The following is a 21519-nucleotide window of genomic DNA, read 5'->3' as shown; positions in this document are numbered from 1 at the left end:
GATGGACGTCCAGGGATCGCAGTTCCACCTGCTCGACGGCCGCCCCGACTGGGCGCGCTGCGACGACGTCGCGTCCGGGCTCACCCTCGGTGAGCTCTGGGAGGACGGCGCCGACGGCGTCCCGTCGTCCGTGCCGACCGGCTGGGAGTACGACGACGCCGGCCGCGTGCTGCGGCTGCGCCGGGACACGCCGCTCTTCCGGCGGGCCGGGCGCACCGAGCCGCTCGACCCCGATGCCCGCCGCGGCGCGGGCCGGGACGGCCACTGGTACTGGATCGACGCCGGTCGTACGGCGATCCGCCGCCTCGTCGCCGGTCGACGCGAGGCCGAGCCCTGGTGGTCGACCGGCGACCTGCTCGCCGCGTGCACCTGCGCGGACGGTGCGCCGGGCACCTTCTCCGGCGGCTGCACCTGCCCGCCGTCCGACCTGCGCCTCTCGGGCCTCACCGTCACCGGGCACCACTACCTGCTGGCCGGCTACACGGCACCGGGCGAGGCCGGGCTGCTCGTCTTCGACCTGCTCGCCGGGGGCACACCGCTGCGGATGCTCTGGCCGGACACGTTCCGGCCCTGGGACCTGGTCGACCTCGACGACGGCGGCGCACTGGTGCTGGACCGCGCGGCCTCGGCGTACTGGCGTCTCGACGAGCACCTGCGCCTGCGCGGCGTCCGGCCCAGCCGGCTCCCGGCGTTCACCTCGGTCGACGACGCGGACGACCCGCTGCTCGTCGCCGGACCGGTCGACCCGTCCCCGATGGTGCTGCGCGACGAGGACGGCGAGCTCGTGCACCCGATCTCCGTCGAGCCCGGCCCGGACGGGTGCGTGCTGGTCCTGGACGCCGACCCGGTGGCGGGCGCGTCCACGGTCTACTGCTTCGACGGCGACGTGCTGCGCTGGCAGACCTCGCTGGCCGACATCGTCGAGGTGGTCGACCCCGAGGACCCCACGGCCACCGGCTTCCTGCACTCGATCCTCGGGCACGACCTGGCCTACCTCGCGGAGGGCGGTCCCCTCGACGCCCCGCTGCTGTACGTCGCCGACAGCGCCGGCGACCAGGTCGTGGCGTTCGTGGTCGACCTCGCGACCGGGGACCTGGTGGCCCGTGACGAGTTCCTGCCGCTACGCCGCTGGGCGGCCCGCGCCCTGGTCCGCAGCGGCGGCGAGCTCTGGTACGACTTCGGCGAGCGCTGGGTCACCGTGCAGGTCTTCGCCGAGCGCCGCTACGCCGCGACCGCGACGCTCACGACACCGGTGGGCTTCGGGACGCTGCCGGGGCTCGGGTCCGACACGTTCGACAGCGGCCGCCCGGGCTGCACCTGGCACCGGCTGCTGCTCGACGCCCACGTGCCGACCGGCACCTCGATCACGGTCCGCGCCCGGGCCTGCGACGACCCGACGCTGCTCACCCTCGAGCCGTGGCTGGCCCAGCCGACGCCGTACCTGCGCTCGGAGTCGGAGCTGCCGTGGGCCGACCCGTGGGCCGACCGCCGCGGCGACCCGCGCGCGCCGGTGCCGCTGCCCGACGGGATGGGCACCCACGAGCTGCTGCTCCAGCAGGTCGCGGGTCGCTACGTCCAGCTGGAGGTCACGCTCACGGGTGGCGGCCGCGCGACGCCGCTCCTGCGCTCGCTGCGGGCGTGGTACCCCCGCTTCTCGTACGTCGAGCACTACCTCCCCGCGTTCTACGCCGAGAACGACGGCCCGGGCAGGTTCCTCGAGCGCTTCCTCGCCAACCCCGAGGGCACGCTGACCGCGATCGAGGAGCGGATCGAGCACACCCACCTGCTGCTGGACCCGCGCACCGCGCTCGCCGGGGACCTGCCCTGGCTGGCCGCATGGTTCGGGCTCGCGCTGGACCCCCAGTGGGACGAGCAGCGCCGGCGCTTCCTGGTCGGCCACGTGGACCGCTTCTACCGGATCCGCGGCACCGTCGCCGGGGTGGTCGCGATCCTGCGCGCCTACCTCGAGACCGACCTCGACGAGCGAGTCTTCCGGTCCGCCCTCGCCGGCGCGGGTGGGATCCGGGTGGTCGAGCGGTTCCTGACCCGCGACACCGGCGGCGCGGCGTACGGCGCACCGGAGACGCTCCCCGACCCGGACCCCGAGACCCGGGTCCGCGACGCCGCGCACCGCTTCGACGTGCTGGTCCCGGCGACCCTCACGGCCGACCAGCTGGCCATGGTCGACCGGATCGTGGCCGCCGCGCGGCCGGCGCACACCGCCTTCGCGCTCCGGACGTACGACGAGCTCTTCGTCGTCGGCCAGGCCCGGCTCGGGCTCGACACCGAGCTCGGCCGGGCACCGCTCTTCGAGGCCGTGGTCCCCGGCCGGACCCGGCTCGCCGCCGGCTACCTCGGCTACGCCCATCCCTTCGACATCGCCGACCGCGTGGTCTCCGACCGCGACCGGATCGGTGGCCTGCCCGCTCTCTGACCAGATCCATCGAGGAGTTCACCATGACCATCACCGACTGCTGCGTCTCTCCCTCGACCGGCACGCTGAGCCCCGACCTGCGGGTCAACTACGCCTACGGGATGGTCCTGGGGCTCGACGAGTTCCTGCAGGAGCAGCTGCACCGGCTCACGCACGGGTGGCTCCACGACCGGGCGTTGCACGGCTACGGCACGGCCTCCGGACTGGCCGTCACCGTGGAGCCCACCGACGGCGCTGCGGACTTCACCGTGCACGTCGGCACCGGGATCGCGGTCGACCAGTGGGGTCGCGAGATCGTGATCCGCTGCGACCAGTGCGCGCGGATCGGCGCCTGGCTCGGCGTGCAGGAACAGGTCGACCCCGGCGTGATCGGCCGCCACCTCGGCCCGTCCGGCGAGCTCACCGTCTACGTCACCGCGTCGTACGCCGAGTGCCTCGACGCGCTGGTCCCCGTGCCCGGGCAGCCGTGCAGCAGCAGCGAGCAGTCGATGGTGCCGTCGCGGATCCGGGACGCCTGGGACATCGACCTGACCTGGGACCGCCCGGCCTCGGTGCGCTGGGACAGCGACCGCCGCCTGGCCCGCCTGCTCGCCGGCGTCCAGGTGGTCACTGGCCTCTCCCCCACCGACTCGGACGAGGAGGTCATCACGGCCGCCGTGCTCGACCTCGTCGACCGGGCCGCCGACGGGCCGGACGACCTCGACCCTGAGCTCGACCCGTCCACCCCTGCTTGGCGGCTGCCCGCCGAGGAGGCGGCCGACGCGCTCGACCGGATCTTCACCGTCTGGGTGACCCGGGTCCGGCCCGAGCTGTCCCTCGACCTGGTCGACCTCCCGGCCACCGGCGACCCCGGCGGCGCCGACCCGTCGGCGGCGATCCTGCTGGCCGCGATCACGTTCGTGCCCGCCGCGCCGTTCGACCCGGCGGCGCCGGAGATCGTCGCCTGCGACGCGCCGGACGAGAGCGGTCGCCCCTACCTGCTCGGCACCCAGCTCGTCCAGGAGCTGCGCCACCTCGGCGGCTCGGCCGCGATCGCACCCGACCCGACCACGGTCGCGACCCTGACGGCGACGCTCGGCGAGTCCGGTCTCACCGTCGTCGACGCGTGGTTCCACGTCGAGGGGGGCGTCGGGCTGCCCGACACCGTCACGGTCACCGACGAGGACGGCGGCACGTGGGACTTCACGACGGCGGCGTCGTCGCCCGTGGCGGGCATCTCGGACCGGTGGACGCTGACCGGGCCCGACCAGGGCGTCGCGGACCGCGAGGGACTCCAGATCGCGGTCCACCTGCCGCTCGACCTGGTCGAGGTGGGCGGCACCGGCACGCTGCGCGACCTGGCGGAGGCCGCGGACACCGCGCTGGTCGACTGCACCGACACCGAGGTGGTCGCCTACGGGATCGTCCGCCGGCCCGTGGTGATCCCGGACCCACCGCCACCGCCACCCGCGGAGACCGTGCCCAGCACCGAGTTCGTCACGCTGCTCTCGGAGTACAACGACGGCCTGCTGTGGACCGAGCTCTGGTTCCACCTCCAGCCCCGCGGCCGGATCGGGGAGACGGCGGTCGCCGCGCTGCCGGTCTTCCGGGTCTTCGACGACACCACGGGCGACGAGCTCAAGGTGCAGCTCACCGGCCCGTCGCCGTGGACCGGCAACGTCTGGCGGATGACCCAGGAGGCGCCGTACGACGACGACCGCCGGCCCGTCTACCTCCGGCTGGTCTTCCTCGCCGACCGCTTCACGGTGCGGCTCGACTCCGGCGACGAGCTGAGCCTGCAGGACTGGATCGCGAAGGCGCCCGCCAACTTCGAGGGGTGGGACCCCGAGGCCAACGAGGTCGTCGCGTTCGTCCGCAACCCCGGCGCCGTCGAGGGCGCGCCGCTGCCGACGCTCACGCCGTTCGACAAGGTGGTCGACCGCGGGACCCGCCGGCTGAGCCCGCTGCGCAGGAACCCGCGATGACCAGCCAGCTCGTCGGCGCCGACTACACCGACGGCGCGCTGCTGCCCAACTACGTCAACGGGCGCGTCCTGGTGGCCGAGGACCTCGCGACCGGGCAGGCCAGCCTGCGCACCCGCGACCAGCGCGTCGGCGAGACCGCGGGTGCGGGGGTGGTCCGCGGCCTGTGGGTGAGCGGCAGCCAGACGACGCTCAGCGTCGACGCCGGGCTCGCGATGAGCGCGGCCGGCGAGCCGGTGGTGGTGGCCAGGCCGGTCACCCTCCAGCTCACCTTCGTCACGACGGCCGCCATGGTGGACCGCTCCGACTTCTCCTGCTGCACCCCCGACGCCACCGACGGCCAGGGCACCGACCTCGCCGCCGGGATCCTGCTCCTCGTCGCCCGGCCGGCCTGCCGGCTGGACGGCCGCGCGCCGACCGCCGGCCCGCCCACGGGCGCAGAGTCGCCGGGCTGCGCCGCACGCTGGCAGGTGGAGGGCGTCGAGTTCCGTGCCGTCGCGCTGCCGGTGCCGGCGTACGTCGCGGGCGAGCAGCTGACCTCCGGCAACCGGCGCAACCTGGTCGCGCACTGGTGCTACGGGACCGAGCAGCTCGACGCGCTCGGCGCCGACCCGTTCGGCTTCCCGACGGCCTGGACCGGGTTCGACGAGCTCAGCGCGGCCGACCTGACGCCGTACGACGTGCCGCTGGCGGCCTTCTCCTGGGACGGCTCGAGCATCGCGGACCTCGACAACTGGGCCGCCCGGCGACGGGTGAGCGACCCCCGTCCGGTGCCGTCGAGCTGGGCGGTCACGGTCTCCGACCGGCGGCTGGCCGACGGCGAGGCCCGGTTCCTCCAGTTCCAGGACCAGGCCGAGGAGCTGGTCTCGCGCGGGCTCGCGGGCTCCGCGGTGGCGCCCGACCACTTCGGGCTGCTACCGCCGGTGGGGTTCCTGCCGGTGGCCAACCAGCAGTTCGCCCAGATGGCCGAGCGCGCCTACCGCAGTGCCCGGACCGAGGAGCGGAAGGGGGCGGAGCACACCGAGGAGGAGCAGGTCACCGAGGAGCTCGCGGGCGAGTGGGCCAAGCGTTTCGTCGGCGCTCCGGAGGAGGCCGAGTCCGCCGCCGCGACCGGGACCGGCACCAGCAAGGTCTACAGCGCGCTCGGCGAGGTCGCGGAGTCGTCGGTCGGCTACGGCTACGACCCCGAGGAGTTCTTCGGGCCACTGGCCCGGCTCGGCGGCTTCGTCGACTGGGAGCTGGCCGAGTGGGCGCTGGAGCAGTCCTGGCGACGACCCCCGGTCTCGACCTCGCAGGACGTCGTGGACGACGACATCGACGAGGTGCCCGGGATGCAGACGCACGTCGACCCGAACCGACTGCACCGGATCCGGCAGTCGCCGATCACCTATTACTACGTGCTGCCCAACCTTCTCTCGGCCGCGTACGCGACCAAGGCGCGCCGTCAGGCCGCGAAGAAGAAGCGCGCCGAGGTCGGGCTGTCGCGCTCGAACCTCTACGTCGTCTTCACCAGCAACATCCAGTGGGCCCTCGGCAGCGAGCCACCGGCGATCCCCTACCCGCTGTCCTCCTTCCTGCGGTGAGCCGGCGATGACGGCGCAGCTGCGGATCGGCGTCGCCCGGGTGCCCCAGCGGCGGTCCGGTCGGCCGGTCGATGCGCGCGCCGAGGCCACCCGGCTCGCCGAGCGCCTGCCCGACGAGCCGGGCCTCCTGGTGATCCGGCACCTCGAGGTCCTCCCGGGCTCCGACTCGGCCGGCCGGGACCGGGTCGAGACGCTCCGGCGTACCGCCCGGCGTCCCGCGCTCGAGCCGGTCCCCCCGGGTGCGTCGGCCGTGTGGTTCGCGGATGAGGTCGAGCTGCTGGTGTGCCTGAGCGACGACCTGGCCCGCGGACGGGCGCGCGAGCACTGGTGGTGGCGGGGCCGGGTGCGCCGGGCCGCGGGCTCGGACGCCGAGGTCCTGGAGACCGCCTGGCTGCGCGACGCACGCTGGGTGCCGGCGGCCGTAGCGGCGCTGCACCGCGTCACCCCCGCGCGGGCCGCCGCGGCGGTCGCCCTGCTCGACCCGGTCGCCGCGACCCGGGTACGCCGCGCGGTGCTCGCCGAGCACGGCATGGCGCCCCCCGTCGGCCGGACCCCGGCCGACCCGGCGGCAGCCGCGCCCGACGCTCGGGGGGCGGTGCATCCAGCGACCGTTCGTGCCCGGGCGGCGACCGGGCCGGCGCCCGTGGACGCCGCCGTCGCCCGGCTGCACCCCGAGGCGCGTGCCCTGCTCGAGACCGCGCTGCTGCTCGAGGCGCCGACCACCCCGGCGTCGCGGCCCTCGCCCGAGCCGCCAGCCGAGGAGCGCCCACCGCCCCCGACGTACGACGTCGCGGAGCCGCCCACGCTCCACCTCGTCGCGGCCGTGGCCGACGCCCCCGGCGCCGCCGCAGCCCCGGTGGCGCGGGCCGCCGGGGCGGCGCGACGCCCGGCGGCCGCGGCCGAGGACCGCCCCGACGACCCCGACCGCCCGGACCGGACCCCGCGAGCGCCGGGCGAGGTGGTGCCGCTGCGTGCCCGCCCGGCCGCAGGTCGACCCGTCCCGGGATCCGGCCCCGACGACGGCGAGCCGCCCCCGTGGCAGCACCATCCCTGGCAGGCCAGCGGTCCGGCCGTGCCCACCGGGCTCGCGTCGCTGCTCTACGCCGTGAACCTGCTGCCCGTGCTCGACCGGGCACCGCCGCGGCCCGGCACCGGCTGGGCCGTCGTCGAGGCACTGGGGCGGTGGCTGCTGCGCCAGGTGCCCGCGGCCCGGCGTCGCGAGCTGCTGCAGGACCCGCTGCTGCCGCTGCTGGCCACGCTCGACGGCCGTGAGCCCGACGTACCGACACCGGTGCGCCTGGGTGCCGCGACCCGTCCGGTCCGGGCTCTGCTGCACCGGCACGGGGTCGGGGCCGAGGCGTTCCTCCAGCCGGGCCGGGTGCTGGTCTCGCGGACCCACGTCGACGTGCTGCTGCTCCTCGACCAGGCCGACGTACGCGTCCGGGCGACCGGCCTCGACCAGGACCCCGGGTGGGTGCCCGCGCTCGGTCGGATCGTGCTCTTCCACTTCGAGGACGCGACGTGAGCGCCGACGCCGTCCGGGCCGGCGTCGTCGCCGCGATCGTGCGACGGCTCGACGCCAGCGGCTACCTCGGGTCGGCAGGCGGCTGGCTCGCCGAGCAGGTCCCCGCGGCGCCCGAGGGCGAGCCGGTCGGGCTGGGCCGCCTCACCGACGTGGAGGCGCGGCTCGTCGTCGCCGCCGGCCTGATCGAGGAGGACATCCGGTTCGGTGCGCTCTTCGCGTCCCTGCAGGAGCCCCTCGCCGCCCGCCGTCCCTGCATCGGGCTGCTGGCCTGGCTGCTCTGCGAGCCCGACGAGACGCCCGCCGAGCTGACGGCGCTCTGCCACGATCTGGTCCGGCGCGGGCTGCTGTCCGTCGACAACCCCACGGACCCGCGGTCCGAGTGGGTGCTGCGGGTGCCGGTCCCGGTCTGGGACCTGGTGAGCACCGGCCGGGTGCAGCCGGCGTCGCTGCCGCCGCAGGTCACCCTGCGCTCCGACTTCCCCAAGCCCGACGAGCTCGCCCTGTCCCCAGGCGCCGCCGGCGCGGTCGCCAGCCTGCCCGACCTGATCGCCGAGGACCGGCTGAGCGCCGTCCTGGTGCGCGGCATGAGCGGCTCCGGTCGGACCTCCGTGCTCGGCAGCGTCGCCGCCGAGTCGGGCCAGGACGTGCTCCAGTACGACGGCGACGTCGCCGACCCCGCCTGGCAGGTCTTCGCGGCGCTCGCCTCGGTGGCCGACGTCCTCCCGGTGCTGCGCTGCACGCCGGGTCCCGGCGAGACGGTCACGGTGCCCGCCCTTCCGGGCCTCGCCGGTCCGCTGGGCGTCGTGTGCGGGCGCACCGGCAGCGTCGCCGGTCCCCAGCTGGCCCGGGTCCTCGCGATCACGCTCGACGCCGTCGGTCCCGACGACCGACGGCTGCTGTGGGGCACGGCCGGGCTGGACGACCGGGCCGACGACCTCGACGAGATCGTCGAGCGGTTCCTGCTGCCGCCCGGCAACATCCTGCGCGCCGCGCCGCTCGCCGCCCTCAACGCCCGGGCCGCCGGTCGCGACGGGATCGGCACCGCCGACGTACGTGCCGCGACCCGCACGATGCGCCGCCAGGAGCTCGACACCCTGGCGACCCGGCTCGACCCGCTCGAGCTCGCGGGCGGACCGGTGCTGACGCCCTCGGCCGGCGCCGAGCTGGACACCCTGCTGAGCCGCTGCCGGCACCGCGAGCACCTGGTCCTGCACTCCGCCGGCGGCCACGGCGGGCTCAACCGCGGGGTGCGCGCCCTCTTCGCCGGGCCGAGCGGCACTGGCAAGACCCTGACGGCGCGGCACCTCGCCGCCGTCCTCGACCTCGACCTCTACCGGGTCGACCTCGCGGCCGTCGTCAACAAGTACATCGGCGAGACGGAGCGCAACCTCGACCGGGTGCTCAGCCGCGCCGAGGAGCTCGACGTGCTGCTGCTGCTCGACGAGGGCGACGCCCTGATGGCCCGGCGCACCGACGTGTCGAACGCCAACGACCGCTACGCCAACCTGGAGACGAACTTCCTCCTCCAGCGCCTCGAGACCTTCGACGGCATCGTGATCGTCACCAGCAACGCCGCCGGCCGGATCGACCCGGCGTTCCTGCGTCGCATCGACGTCACCGTCGACTTCGTGCCGCCCGACGCCGAGCAGCGCTGGCAGATCTGGAGCGAGCACCTCCCCCTCGAGCACGAGGTCCCCGCCGACCTGCTGACCGAGGTCTCCCGGCGCTGCCCGCTCACCGGCGGCCAGATCCGCAACGCCGCCCTCCACGCCCTGCTGCTCGCCCTCGACCGCGAGGAGCCCGTCTGCTCCGCCGACCTTCTCGACGCCGTACGCCGCGAGTACCGGCGCACCGGCGCCACCTATCCCCTCGAGGGCCTCACCCCCACCTCCGCACCTCGCCGGTCGACGCCGACCTGGTGAGGGCTCCGAGCGGCGCCGGACGCCTCACTTGACCCCGCCGGTCGACCGGATGTCGACCTGGTCGCCCACCACCCGGCGGCTGCGGAACCTGCCCATGAACTCGGCGAACACCCGCGACTTCAGGTCGTGCAGGCTCTCGGGGAGCGCCATGTAGTTGGAGATGTCGTCGCCACCGCCGAGCCAGAGCTCGGCGACGTGGTCGACCTCCCAGGCCCGGCCGGCGGAGTCCCGCGGCCAGCCGTCGTCGTGGCCGAGGCGCTCGGCGTTCTTGACGCCCTGGTCGAAGGCGCCGACGTACTCCGCGGGGAACAGCCCCGCCTTCACGGCCTCGAGGATGGCCGCGCGCATCGAGGCGGTGTCCGCCGCGCCCTTGCCGGAGGAGCGCGGGGACTGCTGGAGGGTGAGCGCGTCGGCGTTGTCGACGTGCTCGAGGATCTTCTCGAGGAGCAGCTGTCCGACCGGGTCGTCCTTGAGCTTCGCGGCCTTCGACTCGATCCAGTCCCGGACCTCCTTGCGCAGGACCGCGTCGCTGAGGTCGATCACGACCGAGTAGTCCTGCGCGTCGGCGACCAGCTCCTGGCGGCGCAGGTTGGCGAGGGTCTCGCGCGGGTCGGCCTTGGGCTTCTTCCCGGCGTCCAGCGCGTCCGCGAGAGCCGTGGCCTCGTTGGCGATCCGCATCAGCTCGGCCTTCAGCGCCGCCTTCTTCGTCTTCGTCGCGGCCTTGGTCGCACGGAGGGCCAGGGCACGGATGTCGCTGACCTTCACCGGCGCGAAGGCCTCGTTGTGCCCGGCCAGCGTCTCGTCCAGGTTCGCGAGGCGCTCGGTGATGTCGTCGCCCTTCGCGAGCTCCTCGCGGAGCTTGGCCAGGTCGGCAAGGTCGCTCTCGTAGACCCCCTTCTCCCGCGGGTCGGTGGCCCGGTCGCGCAGGGTCTCGAGCTGGCGCTGGGTCCGGTCCAGCGCCTCCTGGCTGGCGCTGCGCGTCTCGGCAGCGGTCGCGGCCGGCTTGGGTGCCCCGCCGACCGTGCCGCGCGCGGTGCGGCCCTCGTCCTTGGCCTTCGCGGCGTAGAACGCGTCCAGGTCGTTCATCACCCACTTGTAGGCGTCGCTGGTCGGGTCCAGGAACGTCGTGTCCGCGCCGTACTTGTTCGCGTAGTCCTGGGGGCTGGTCGCCTCGATGACCCGCGGCGGCTCACCGTGGCGCGCCGGCATCTCGACGAGGATCTTCAGCGGCTTGGTCGTCACCGTCACCTTCGTGAGCATCGTGGTGCCGTCGGGGAGGGTGGACTGGACGTACTCGACGTGGCCGCCGCCGCGCATCGCGGCCATCACGGAACCCTCGATGTCGGCCGGTGCCGGCAGCCGGAACGTGACGATGTTCTCCGGGTTCGGGTGCAGGTGGATCAGCGCCTGCCACCCGTCGCCCTGCGGGGACCGTACGGCGTGCTCGCTGCCGATCATGATCTGGAACTCGCCGGTGTTGGGGTTGTAGAACAGCCCGACCTCGCGCTTGCCGCCGACGGCCGCGACCCCCTTGTCGTACTGCGCCACCGCGTCCGCCGCGGACTTGGTGGGCGCGCCGTACTCCCCGGGCTTGGGCGGGACCGGATCGGCGGCGGGCGTCTTCGGCGACTGGCCGACCCGAGCCTCCAGCAGCGCGAGGACCTCGTCGCGGCCGGTGGTGTTCTTGTCGCCGTTCGCCTCGGCCTGCGGCTCCGGGGTGCCCTTCGAGGTCCCGCGCGCGGTGCGGCCCTGCTCGTCGGGCAGGACCTCCTCGTCCTTGCCCGCGACCACCTCGCGCTCGGCCTGCGCGGCCTCCGCGAGCCGCTTCGCCGCCAGTGTCTTGGCGGCGGCCACCGCGTCGACGTCGGCGATCGGCGCCGGCTCGTCGGCCGCCGGCTTGGCGGCGGGCGGCTCCCCCGTCTTCGGCGCCGGCTCCCCCGTCTTCGGTGCCGGCTCCCCCGCCTTCGGGCCCTGCACCTCCGGCTCGCCCTTCGGACGACCCGCCGGCTCACGGCCGCCGAGGCCGCCGGCCATCCCGACCACCGTGACGCTGCCCGACTCGAGTGCGTGCAGCAGGGCGCGCATCTTCCGCGAGCTCTTCTGCCCCTCGCTGGCGTCGCTGGCGTCGATCTCACCCCACTCCTTGACCAGGTCGTACGGGATCTTCATCAGGGTCAGCACGCCGGCGACCTGTCCCTGGATGTGCACGACCCGGTCGATCATCTGCACGTTGCGGACCCACTTCGGCAGCTCCTTGACGCCGCCCGAGAGCGTCTTCGCCTGCACCGCCGCGTTCACGGCGTCGGCCGTCAGCATCGTGCCGAGGCTGACGACCGAGGCCACGCCACCGATCACCCCGAGGATGTCGAAGAGCGTCCCGCCCTCCAGGAGATGGCCGGTGGCCGATCTCTTCATCAGCGCGTCGACGGAGACGACCGCGCCGGCCACGCCGGCGATCGCACCCACGACGATCGCGGCGGGTCCGGTGAGGACGAGCGCCAGCGCCCCGGCCACCCGCGCGAGGTCGGCGAGACGTCGGGTGACGCGCTTCCAGTCTCCCGGGGCGGAGCGCATCGTCGCCTCGACGTCGACCGCACCGACGGCGTCGATCAGCTCCTGGGGCATCCGGATCGCCAGGGTGCCGCGCCCGTAGTCCGCGTTCTCGGCGAAGTTGCGGAAGGCGTCGCGGATCGCGGCGCTCCGCCCGGCGGCTCCGGGGAGCGAGCTGGACCCCTCGTAGATGTTGCGGGTGCCCGGTGACGTGATGTCGACCAGGGCCCAGCGCCACGGCGCATCCGGTCCCGGCGAGAGCTGGCCGAGCATGCACAGCAGCTCGGAGACCTGACCGGTCTCCTCGCTCGCGAGCACCATCCGCGGGCGGAACTCGCGCTTGCCACCGACCTCCTTGAACTGGCCCGCCTTCTTGCCGACCCACTCCTCGTGGTCGTCCTTGGTCATCGACTCGAGGGCGTGCTCCATCTGGGCGAGGTAGGCGTCGAGCTTGAGGTTCTGCCCGTACAGCCGGATGGCCAGCCCGACCTCGGCGTCGGACCACTCCTTCACGTCCGCGTGCGCCTCGCGGTGCGCCTTGAGCGCGCGGGCGGCGGTCACCTGCTCGCGCACGTAGGCGACCCGCGCCGTGAACGTGTCCAGGCCCCCGCGCCTGCTCGCCTCCCGTACGGCGTCCAGGTCGGCCTGCGCCTGCTTCTTCTTGGTCTCGCTGCCGGAGCCCTGCGCCTCGGCGAGCGCCGCCTCCTTGGCGTGGAGGTCCGCCTCCTCCCGACCGACGGCCTCGGTGGCGCGGGCGTTGATCGCCTGCACCCGGATCGGCATCACCGCGACGCTGGACTTGCGGATGACGTAGTGGTCCGGATCCGCCCGCGCCTTGTCGGAGACCAGCGGGGTCGCGACGCACCGGACGATGTAGTCGCCGTCGTGGTCGAAGCCCAGCGACCGGGCGTTCAGGGGCTGGGTGAGGGTGTCGATGAAGCTGCCGATGATCGAGCCGAGCACCCGGACGGTGTTCGAGATGCCGATGACGCCGAGGTACGCCGCCCGCGCCTCCCACGACCAGTTCTCCGAGGACATCTTCGCGATGTCCTTCTGCTGGTCCTCGGCGATCGCGTTCATGTCCCGCGCGAGGTTGGTCTTCAGGGCGTCCGAGCGGCCCTTCTCCTCACCGGCGCCGAGCTTCGTCGCGGGCGCCTTCTTCTCCGCGTCCTCCTGCGACATGAGCGGTGCGTTGGCCGGCGCCTTGAGGTTCGTGACCTCGATGATCTCCCAGTAGAACTGGATGTCCTGGAGTCGGTTGAACACCTCGTCCTGCATGCTGATCGACCGGGCGGCGTAGTCGAGCGTCATCGTGAACTCGTTGGTCGCCCCGCGCACGGTGGTCGGCGCGAACTGCGGGTCACGCCCGCTCAGCTCCATCTTCGACGGGTACTCGGGCGCGTTCGCGATCCCACCCTTGGCCGCGTCCTTCTGCTCACCGGGCGTGGTCTTCAGCTCGGTGCTCCCGGCCTGCTTGCCGGCGGCGTCCCCCGTCTGCGCGACGCCGTCCGTGCTCCCCTTCGGCTGCACGAAGCCGGTCACGCCCTTCGCCACGGCGAGGCTGTTGGCCGGGTCCCGCGAGGCCTGCAGGTCCTTGACGGCCTTGTCGACCCTCGCCTCGAGGTGCTCGTCCGTCTCCCCCTCCTTGAGCCCGACGTACGTCCGGGCCCGGTCGACGGTCACCTGGAGCACGGGCTCGCCGTCGCCGCCGACGAACACGTCGAGCTTCGCCGGACCCCGCAACGGGGGCGGCGTGTCCGTGGTGCCCTCCTGCCCGGTGCCGCCGTCCTTGTCGCCCTGGTCGGCCTCCCCGCCGCCGCCCTCCCCGGTGCCCTTCTTGCCGAGGCCGCCCGCGCCCTCCTTGTCGGCCGTCGCCCTGCGCTTGCGCAGCTTGGCGACCTGGTCCTTGGACCAGCCGGGCGGCCCGGCCGCCTTGGCGGCGGCGACCTTCGCCTGCTGCTGCAGCTTCTTGAGCTGCTCGGCCGTGAGGTGCACGTCCGGGATCGCCACGACGAAGTAGCTCTTGCCGGGCGTGGCGTCCGCGTCGGGCGGGGCCTTCTGGCCCTTCCGGAGCTGGCCGCCCTCCGGCTTGCCCGGCTCCTTGTGGGTGCCCATCACCCAGGTCCACCCGCTCGACAGGTCGTAGAGGAACTCGTTGGACAGCGAGCCCGGGGCCGCCGCGGAGGTGCGGTCGGTCACCCCGGTCACCACGCCCTTGCTGGTGGCCGCGACATAGTGCTCGGCCGTCGCCACGACGAACGTCTCGGGGGTGAGCACCTTGGTGGGGGCGCCGGCGTCGAGCTGCTTCTCCGTCCAGGTCGCCATCGCCGCCTCGTCCCAGCTGGTGCTGAGCAGCTCGTCGGCGAGGTCGGGGATCAACGCGAGGACGCCGTCGAGGGACTGCGGCGGAACCCGCATCCGCCACCAGTTCTCGGTGTCGGGCGGCGGTGCCGGTTCGGCCTTCTGGTCCGGGACCTGCTGGCGTCCGATCCGGCCGCCCCGCGGCGGAGCGACGACGTGCCCGAGCTCGTGGGCCAGCGTGGCGAGTCCGGCGCGCGTCGACAGCGGCGCCGTACCCGCGCCGAGGACGACGTCGCGGCCTCGGGTGAAGGCCCGGGCGCCGAGCAGGTCTGCGGTCCGCTCGTGGGCGGGCGAGCGGTGCAGGCGCACGTCGTGGAGGTCGGCCGTCGTGACGCGCTCCGCCCACGCCCGCAGCCTCGGCGGCAGGGGTACGCCGGCGCCCGGGGTCTCGGGCGGCACGTCGCCGTCCGGTCGGTCGGACGGCGGCGCGGCGGCGATCAGGGCCTCCGCGACCGCGTCCGCCCGTCGCTCGTCCGGGCCGTCCGGGTCGGTGACGAGGCGGTCCTCCTCGCGCGACCACGCCGGCGCCACCTGCAGATCGGCGACCGTCGACACCGGGGCAGACGGGACCACCCGGTCGGGCACGGCCTCGACCGCGGGCACGGTGGTCGTCTCCACCGTCGCGTGCTCGGACGACACCGCGCCACCCTCCCGAACGGGAGTCACGGCCGCGTCACCGTCGCCGCTCCTCGCGGACCGTGACGCCGCGGTGACGCTCCGGTGACGCCGCACCCCCGTCAGCCGTGACGCTGGGGTGACGCTGGGGTGACTCCGCCGGCACGGGTCCGGCATGGCGGCGTGACCGCGGCCCCGGAGAGTGCGACCCATGGACCGCCTGGTGCTCGTGGGAGTCGCGTCCTGCGGCGCGCTCCCCGTGCCGGCGGCGGTGCAGCGCTTCCTCCGCCTGCACACCGACACGCCTCCCGGCACGACGGTCGAGGTGCGCGCACTGCGGTCGGCGGGTGGTCCCGCCCTCGCCGAGCTGCTCGCCGTGGACGACCCCGAGCGTCCGGCCGCCGTCTACGTCCTGCTCGAGCGCGGAGCCCTCGTCGGACCGGGCTGGCTCGAGCCGCTGCTCACGGCGCTCGAGATCCCGGGCACCGGGCTCGCCGGACCCTCCACGAACCGGGCCTGGAACGAGCAGGGCGTCGTACGCCGGGCCCGCCCCGACCTCGCCAGCATCCGACGCGACGCGGCCACGCTCGCCGTCCGCACCGACGCGCCCCGGTCCCTAGCACCGCTGCACTCCCTCGGCGCCTTCTGCTTCGCCGTACGCCGCGAGGTCGTCGGGGCGATCGGCGCGCCGGAGCCGGCGTACGGCGAGGGGCCGTGCTGGGAGATGGACTACAGCGTGCGGGCAGCGCGGGCTGGCTTCGCCGGCGTCTGGGTCGCGTCGTCGTACGTCTTCCGGCCGGCGCTGCCGCCGGCGGAGCGGCGCCGCGAGGAGCGCCTCCTGGAGCGGAACCGGCGGCTCTTCCAGGACCGTCTGTGCGGGCTGCGGCTGCGTGGTGCGACGGACGACTACCGGGCGCACTGCCGCGGCGACGAGTGTGCGGACTTCGCGCCGGCCGGGCTGCTCCCGGCACCGGTCCCGGTCGCGTCCATCGTGCGCCCCGCGCGGACGCCTGTCGTCGCCCGCGAGCGCGCACTGCTGGTGAGCTGCCTGATGGTCACGCGTGGTCGACCGGACTACGCGGCCCAGGCCGCGCAGCACTTCGCGCGCCAGGACTATCCCCACAAGGAGCTCGTCGTCGTCGAGGACGGCGCGCCCGGTCTCGCAGGACTGACCGGGTCCGACCCGCGCGTCCGGGTGCACGCCGCGACCGGGAGCCGACCCAGCATCGGCGCGCTGCGCAACCAGAGCGCCCACCTGGCGCGGGGCGAGGTCCTGGTGCTCTGGGACGACGACGACTGGCACGGACCCGGACGGCTGAGTGCCCAGGTCGAGCCGATCCTCGCCGGCCGTGCGGACGTCACCGGGCTGACCGACGTCACCTGGCTGGAGATCGGTCCGTGGCGGAGCTGGCGACTCACCCCGTCGCTGGCGCGCCGGCTGCTGCTGGAGGAGATCTACTGCGGCACCCTCGCCGTGCACCGGCGGGTCTGGCGCGGCGGGGCCCGGTTCGGACCGGGGTCGGTCGCCGAGGACGCCGCCTTCCTGCGCCAGGCGCTGCGGCGCGGCGCACGCCTCGAGCAGGTGCCCGGTGCAGCCCACTACGTCTACGTCCGGCACGCCGCCAACACCTGGCAGATGCAGCCCGGCCGGGCGGTCAGCCCGCGCGGCTGGCGCGCGGTCGCCGCCCCGGACCTGCCCGTCGAGGACCAGGCCTTCCTCCGCGCGGCCGGCGGCCGCGAGCAGGCGGACCTGCCGCTCGTGAGCTGCCTGATGCCGACCAAGGACCGGGAGCGGTTCGTGCCGCAGGCGGTCGAGTACTTCCTGCGCCAGACCTACCCCGCGCGCGAGCTGGTCGTCCTCGACGACGGCCGTACGCCGGTCCGCGACCTGCTGCCCGACATCGCGGCGATCCGCTACCACCGGATCGAGCGCCCGATGGTGCTCGGCACGAAGCGCAACCTCGCGGTCGAGCTCGCCCGCGGGTCGGTGCTCGCGCACTGGGACGACGACGACTGGTACGCCGACGACCGGCTCGGCCGCCAGGTGGAGCGGCTGCGCACGACCGGCGCCGCCGTGTGCGGCACCTCGACGCTGCCGTTCTACGACCCGGTGCGGCGACGGGCCTGGCACTACACGTGGCCGGCCGGGCGTCGTCCGTGGCTGGCCGGGACCACCCTGATGTACCAGCGCGAGCTGTGGCAGGGACACCGGTTCCCCGACGTACCGACCGGCGAGGACACCCGCTTCGTCTGGGGCGTGCCGCAGCGTGCGGTCACGACCGTCGACGACCCCGGCGTGGTCGCCCTGGTGCATGCCGGCAACACCGTCGCCAAGCGCGGGCAGGGGGCGCACTGGTCGGCGGTCCCGGTCGGCCCCGTCGAGGAGCGACTCGGCGCCGACCTCGACTTCTACCGATCAGTGGTGGGTGCGACCACCCCAATCGCCACGTCAGTGACCTGAAAAGCCTATGGACGTCCACGCCTGGCCGCCGCAGGCTCGGAGGAGCACCTCAACTACTCGGGACGAGGTTGAACCCATGACCGCCACCACCGCGCCGCAGCTCCGGCTGTCGCTGATCGGTGACTTCGAGCTGACGGTCGACGGCACCCCCGTCGTGGTGCCACCCGCAGCCCAGCGCCTGATCGGCTTCCTGGCCCTCCAGTCGGGCCGGCAGGTGCGGCGCGGGCTGGTCAGCGGGACGCTGTGGATCGACGCGCCCGAGTCGCGGGCCCACGCGAGCCTGCGCTCCGCCATCTGGCGCAGCCCGGCCCTGGCCGGCGCCCCGCTCGTGGGTGCGTCCAACACCCACCTGTGGCTGCGGCCAGACCTGGTCGTGGACCTCGACGAGGCCCGCACCCGGGCCCGCCGGGTGCTGGAGATGCCGACGTTCGAGCTCGGCCTCGACGACGTGCACCGCGAGCTCGACCAGTTCGCAGACGACGTGCTGGTCGGGTGGTACGACGACTGGGTCATCGCCGAGCGCGAGCGCTTCCGCCAGCTGCGCCTGCACGTGCTCGACCAGCTCGGCGAGCTGCTGCTGCGGGCCCAGCACTACTGCGAGTCGGTGCAGGTCGGGCTGGTCGCGGTGACCACCGAGCCGCTGCGCGAGAGCGCCCAGCGCCTGCTGGTGCGGGCGCACCTGTGCGAGGGCAACCTGGCGGAGGCACTGCGCCAGTACCGCGCCTACTCCGACCTGCTGTCGGCCGAGCTCGGCGTACGCCCCTCGAAGGCGATGGAGGACCTGGTCGCCGACGCCCTGTCGGGTGCGGCGGCGACCACCTGGTCGACCGGCGTACGCGCTCCGCGACCGCGTACGGCGAGCGCGTCATGACCCTGGTGGATCACGGCGACCCGGAGGAGGATGGCTGAGGTGCAGGCCGAGACGCTCACCCGTCCGGAGTCCGCCGCTCGCCCGGCGGAGGCTCCCGCGCACCACCGGCTGCCGGCGCCGGCGCGGCACGCCGCAGACCTCAGCCGGACGCCGGCCTGGGCGACGGACCCGGTGCTGCACCCGTCGGGTGCGGGCCGGCCGCTCGAGCCGGGCCTGCGCGGTCGCGCGGAGCGGTCCCTGGGTCGCGACCTCGGCCGGGTCCGCGTCCACGACGACGCCCGCTCCCGCCAGGCGACGGCCGGCCTCGACGCCGTCGCGGCGACGCACGGCGCCGACGTGTTCCTCGGTCCCGGCGCGCCCGATCCGACCAGCGCCAGCGGTCGTGCCCTGCTGTGGCACGAGCTCGGCCACGTCGGGGAGCAGGCCGCGCTCGGCGAGCGGGCCGGTCCGCTCATCCAGTGCCAGCACCGGCGGGCCACGTCGTCGGCGGACGTCGACGAGATCCGCGAGGCGATGGACACCGCTGCCGACGCGTCCGCCAGTGGCCACGCGGCCCTCGACCTGCTCCGCGAGTACGAGCTCGCTGACGCCGTCGAGATCCTGGTCCAGCTCGACGCGGAGCAGCGCGTCGAGACGATCGCCGGAGCCGTGACCGTCGGCAACACCGAGCCGCTCGTCGGCGCGATCTTCGCCGTCCTCTACCTCTCGGCCAACCACCGTGCGACCCCGTCCTGGGGCATCCTGGCCGCGACGATCCTGGCCGGCATGCCCGAGGCCCAGCGCATCGCGGTCCTCGAGCAGGTCCTGCGGCTCGTGGGGCGCGGCGCCGAGATCCCGATGCTGCGCGAGGGCACCGCCGCCGTCAGCGAGTCCGAGACCGCGCGCGCGGCCACGCCCGACACCGTGGTCGACGACCCGGCGGCCGCCGCAGCGACGCCCACGATGGGCGGCGTCACCCCAGGTCCCTGGAACCCCGGGCGACAGCCGATCCCCTTCTACCTCGGCAACGCCGCCCACATCGCCATCGCGACGGCGTACCGGACCGCCCACCCCGGCGAGGCCGTGTTCACCAACACCATCTCGGTCTCGGCGATCGTCGCCGCGGCGCGCCGCCTGGGGCTGGCGATCAGCGCCGCGACGGCAGCCCAGTGGCAGCTCGACATGGAGCCGGACATCGCCAACATCACCCAGCTGCACCTCTACGAGATCAAGCCGACCACCCTCCAGGGCCTCGGCGTGACCGAGGCCGGGCTGTACGTCGCAGCGTTCCTGGCGGCCGGGCTCCCCATGACCCTGGGCTCGACGTCGGAGCGCGGGACCAGCGGAGTCGTGCCGGCCCCGGGCGGCTGGTACGAGTACCGCGCGCCCGTGCCCGGCGTCATCACCTACAACTACCGCCAGCCGCCGCGCGTCCGGGTGCGGGTCCGCTCGACGGCGTCCGACCCCGCTCCGGCGACGGACCCCTCGTTCATGCGGAAGATGCAGGAGATCACCGGGCTCACCGGCACCGCACTGCTGATCTACGTGATCATCTCGGAGGGCTCGCGGCTGTTCCCGCCGCGCAACCTGGTGCCGGTCCCGTGAGGCTCACCGGCACCCACCCCGACGTCTCGGGGCGGGCGAGCGCGGCGCTGCGGTCCTTCCTCGCCGGCGGCGACTGGCCCGAGCCCGAGGTCGAGCCGGACCCGACGCTGGTGCTGCTCGACCGGGTCGCCGGCCTCGAGCTCGAGGTGGTGCTGCGCGCCTACCTCCCCCTCCAGCTGCTCGTCGCGGCCGTCGTACGCGAGGAGGTCGACGCCGAGCGGGAGCAGGCGGCGGTCGACGCCAGCCTGCGCACCCCGCTGGGCCTGGTCGGACTGCTCAGCCCGCCCAACCAGATGCTCGTCTACCCCCCGGGCCGCGCGGCCCAGGTCGTGGCGGCCGCCGCGCGGTTCCACGACGAGCTGGCCGCCTGGGGGCCGGTGTTCACCGTCGGGCACGCCCACGGGGAGGACCTGTGGTCGCTGCCGACCAACCTCGCGTACGCCGAGGCGCACACCGGAGGTTAGGCCTCGTCGGCCGGGTCCTGCTGCGGGGTGCTGGCCGGGGTGCTGGCCGGGGTCTGCTCGAGCATGGGGACCGGCTTCTTGTCGGACGGGTCGTAGAGCCCGGCCTCCTCGGCGGCGTCGACCTTGCGCAGCTGCTTGACCAGGCTCCAGCCCAGGAACGCGACGGCCAGGATCAGGCCGATGAAGATCGCGAACGCCACCCAGCCGGCCTTGACGTCGTTGGCCTCCGGCACGTCGTCGACGAGCGAGATGAGCTGGGGAAGGACGGTCAGCACCTGCATGTCCCTAGTGTCTCAGAGGGGGTTCGTGATGCCGGCGAAGAGGTCGTCCTCCGGCGTCGGGGAGTCCACGTGGCTGGTGACCAGCTCGAAGTCCTCGGTCGGCCAGGTCGCCACCTGGATCTCCCGCGGGATGGCGAACCAGAAGCCGTCCGGGTCGATCTGGGTGGCGTGGGCGAGCAGGGCCTGGTCGCGGACGCCGAAGTAGTCCGAGCACGGCACGCGGGTCGTCACCCGGGCCTCCCACTCGGGCTCGTCCTTCCACTCCTTGAGCCGCTCCGTCCACGGCGACTCCAGGCCGTGCGCGAGCATCGCGTCGTGGATCGCCTGGATTCGCGCCTTGTTGAACGAGTGGTGGTAGTAGAGCTTCAGCGCCTGCCACGGCTCGCCGAGCTCCGGGTAGCGCTCCGGGTCGGCGGCCGCCTCGAACGCGTAGACGCTGATCTCGTGGCACTTGATGTGGTCGGGGTGCGGGTAGCCACCGCGCTCGTCGTACGTCGTCAGCACGTGTGGGCGGAACTCGCGGATCAGCCGGACCAGCGGTGCCGCGGCCTCCTCGATCGGCACCAGCGCGAAGCAGCCCTCGGGCAGCGGCGGCTTCGGGTCGCCCTCGGGCCAGCCGGAGTCGACGAAGCCGAGCCAGTCCTGGCGGATGCCGAGGATGTCGCGGGCCCGCTCCATCTCCTGGCGCCGGATCTCGGTGATGTTCTCGAGGATCTCGGGGCGTTCCATCTTGGGGTTGAGGATCGACCCGCGCTCGCCGCCGGTGCAGGTGGCGACGTGGACGTCGACCCCCTGCGCGACGTACATCGCGGTGCTGGCGGCCCCCTTGCTCGACTCGTCGTCGGGGTGGGCGTGCACGTGCATGAGGCGGAGGCCGGCGCGGGGCTGCTGAGTCACCCGGCAATCG

The 21519-nt window shown here is 74.3% G+C and carries 12 protein-coding genes; 9 read left to right on the top strand and 3 right to left on the bottom strand.

Annotation, left to right across the window (positions count from 1 at the left end):
* The first annotated feature begins 1 nt into the window (after position 1).
* Genes ASC77_RS11550 through ASC77_RS11530 form a run of 5 tightly spaced genes read left to right on the top strand, consistent with a single transcriptional unit; the run spans position 2 to position 9425 of the window.
* Positions 2 to 2434, top strand: a complete 2433-nt coding sequence (locus ASC77_RS11550) for a phage tail protein (RefSeq protein WP_056152468.1) — start codon at positions 2 to 4, stop codon at positions 2432 to 2434.
* A gap of 23 nt (positions 2435 to 2457) precedes the next feature.
* A complete protein-coding gene (locus ASC77_RS11545) occupies positions 2458 to 4398 on the top strand; it encodes a hypothetical protein (RefSeq protein ID WP_056152466.1) in 1941 nt (646 codons plus the stop codon).
* Positions 4395 to 5978 (top strand): hypothetical protein, encoded by a 1584-nt coding sequence (locus ASC77_RS11540; RefSeq protein ID WP_056152463.1) that lies wholly within the window; start codon positions 4395 to 4397, stop codon positions 5976 to 5978. Before ASC77_RS11545 ends, ASC77_RS11540 begins: the two co-directional genes overlap by 4 nt.
* 7 nt (positions 5979 to 5985) lie before the next feature.
* The gene (locus ASC77_RS11535) at positions 5986 to 7503 is read left to right on the top strand and encodes a hypothetical protein (protein ID WP_056152461.1); all 1518 of its coding nucleotides are present in this window, start codon (positions 5986 to 5988) and stop codon (positions 7501 to 7503) included.
* Positions 7500 to 9425 (top strand): ATP-binding protein, encoded by a 1926-nt coding sequence (locus ASC77_RS11530; protein ID WP_056152456.1) that lies wholly within the window; start codon positions 7500 to 7502, stop codon positions 9423 to 9425. The genes ASC77_RS11535 and ASC77_RS11530 overlap by 4 nt, the downstream gene beginning before the upstream one ends.
* A 24-nt stretch (positions 9426 to 9449) precedes the next feature.
* Here the strand turns inward: ASC77_RS11530 and ASC77_RS11525 are convergent, their stop codons facing one another.
* Positions 9450 to 14975, bottom strand: a complete 5526-nt coding sequence (locus tag ASC77_RS11525; RefSeq protein WP_056152453.1) for a DUF4157 domain-containing protein — start codon at positions 14973 to 14975, stop codon at positions 9450 to 9452.
* A 187-nt stretch (positions 14976 to 15162) separates the two neighbouring features.
* Between ASC77_RS11525 and ASC77_RS11520 the strand changes: the two genes are divergently transcribed.
* The 4 genes from ASC77_RS11520 to ASC77_RS11505 all read left to right on the top strand — a co-directional run bounded on the left by ASC77_RS11520 (position 15163) and on the right by ASC77_RS11505 (position 20331).
* The gene (locus ASC77_RS11520; RefSeq protein WP_056152450.1) at positions 15163 to 17412 is read left to right on the top strand and encodes a glycosyltransferase; all 2250 of its coding nucleotides are present in this window, start codon (positions 15163 to 15165) and stop codon (positions 17410 to 17412) included.
* Positions 17413 to 17488: 76 nt separating this feature from the next.
* Positions 17489 to 18283, top strand: a complete 795-nt coding sequence (locus tag ASC77_RS11515) for an AfsR/SARP family transcriptional regulator (RefSeq protein WP_056152447.1) — start codon at positions 17489 to 17491, stop codon at positions 18281 to 18283.
* 30 nt (positions 18284 to 18313) lie between these two features.
* Positions 18314 to 19867: a DUF4157 domain-containing protein gene (locus ASC77_RS11510; RefSeq protein WP_056152444.1), complete on the top strand. Its 1554-nt coding sequence runs from the start codon at positions 18314 to 18316 to the stop codon at positions 19865 to 19867.
* Entirely contained in the window at positions 19864 to 20331 is a 468-nt protein-coding gene (locus ASC77_RS11505) for a hypothetical protein (protein ID WP_056152441.1), read from the top strand. Before ASC77_RS11510 ends, ASC77_RS11505 begins: the two co-directional genes overlap by 4 nt.
* Here ASC77_RS11505 and ASC77_RS11500 read toward each other — a convergent pair.
* Positions 20328 to 20612 carry a hypothetical protein gene (locus tag ASC77_RS11500; RefSeq protein WP_056152438.1) on the bottom strand — a complete coding sequence of 95 codons (285 nt, stop codon included), beginning with the start codon at positions 20610 to 20612 and terminating at the stop codon, positions 20328 to 20330. The two genes, ASC77_RS11505 and ASC77_RS11500, sit on opposite strands and share 4 nt — an antisense overlap.
* A 12-nt stretch (positions 20613 to 20624) precedes the next feature.
* Positions 20625 to 21509: a mycothiol conjugate amidase Mca gene (gene mca / locus ASC77_RS11495; protein WP_414813176.1), complete on the bottom strand. Its 885-nt coding sequence runs from the start codon at positions 21507 to 21509 to the stop codon at positions 20625 to 20627.
* Positions 21510 to 21519: the final 10 nt, after the last annotated feature.

The sequence above is a fragment of the Nocardioides sp. Root1257 genome (assembly GCF_001425175.1).
Classification (GTDB): Bacteria; Actinomycetota; Actinomycetes; order Propionibacteriales; family Nocardioidaceae; genus Nocardioides.
Note: the sequence above shows the minus strand (reverse complement) of the source record. Positions and strands in the feature narration are given on the sequence as shown.

Bases quoted from the DNA above. Each gene is read 5' to 3' on its own strand.
- ASC77_RS11535 (WP_056152461.1), top strand. From the start codon at position 5,986: ATGACGGCGCAGCTGCGGATCGGCGTCGCCCGGGTGCCCCAGCGGCGG.
- ASC77_RS11510 (WP_056152444.1), top strand. From the start codon at position 18,314: ATGGCTGAGGTGCAGGCCGAGACGCTCACCCGTCCGGAGTCCGCCGCT.
- ASC77_RS11520 (WP_056152450.1), top strand. From the start codon at position 15,163: ATGGACCGCCTGGTGCTCGTGGGAGTCGCGTCCTGCGGCGCGCTCCCC.
- ASC77_RS11500 (WP_056152438.1), bottom strand. From the start codon at position 20,612: ATGCAGGTGCTGACCGTCCTTCCCCAGCTCATCTCGCTCGTCGACGAC.
- ASC77_RS11540 (WP_056152463.1), top strand. From the start codon at position 4,395: ATGACCAGCCAGCTCGTCGGCGCCGACTACACCGACGGCGCGCTGCTG.
- ASC77_RS11550 (WP_056152468.1), top strand. From the start codon at position 2: ATGGACGTCCAGGGATCGCAGTTCCACCTGCTCGACGGCCGCCCCGAC.
- ASC77_RS11515 (WP_056152447.1), top strand. From the start codon at position 17,489: ATGACCGCCACCACCGCGCCGCAGCTCCGGCTGTCGCTGATCGGTGAC.
- ASC77_RS11545 (WP_056152466.1), top strand. From the start codon at position 2,458: ATGACCATCACCGACTGCTGCGTCTCTCCCTCGACCGGCACGCTGAGC.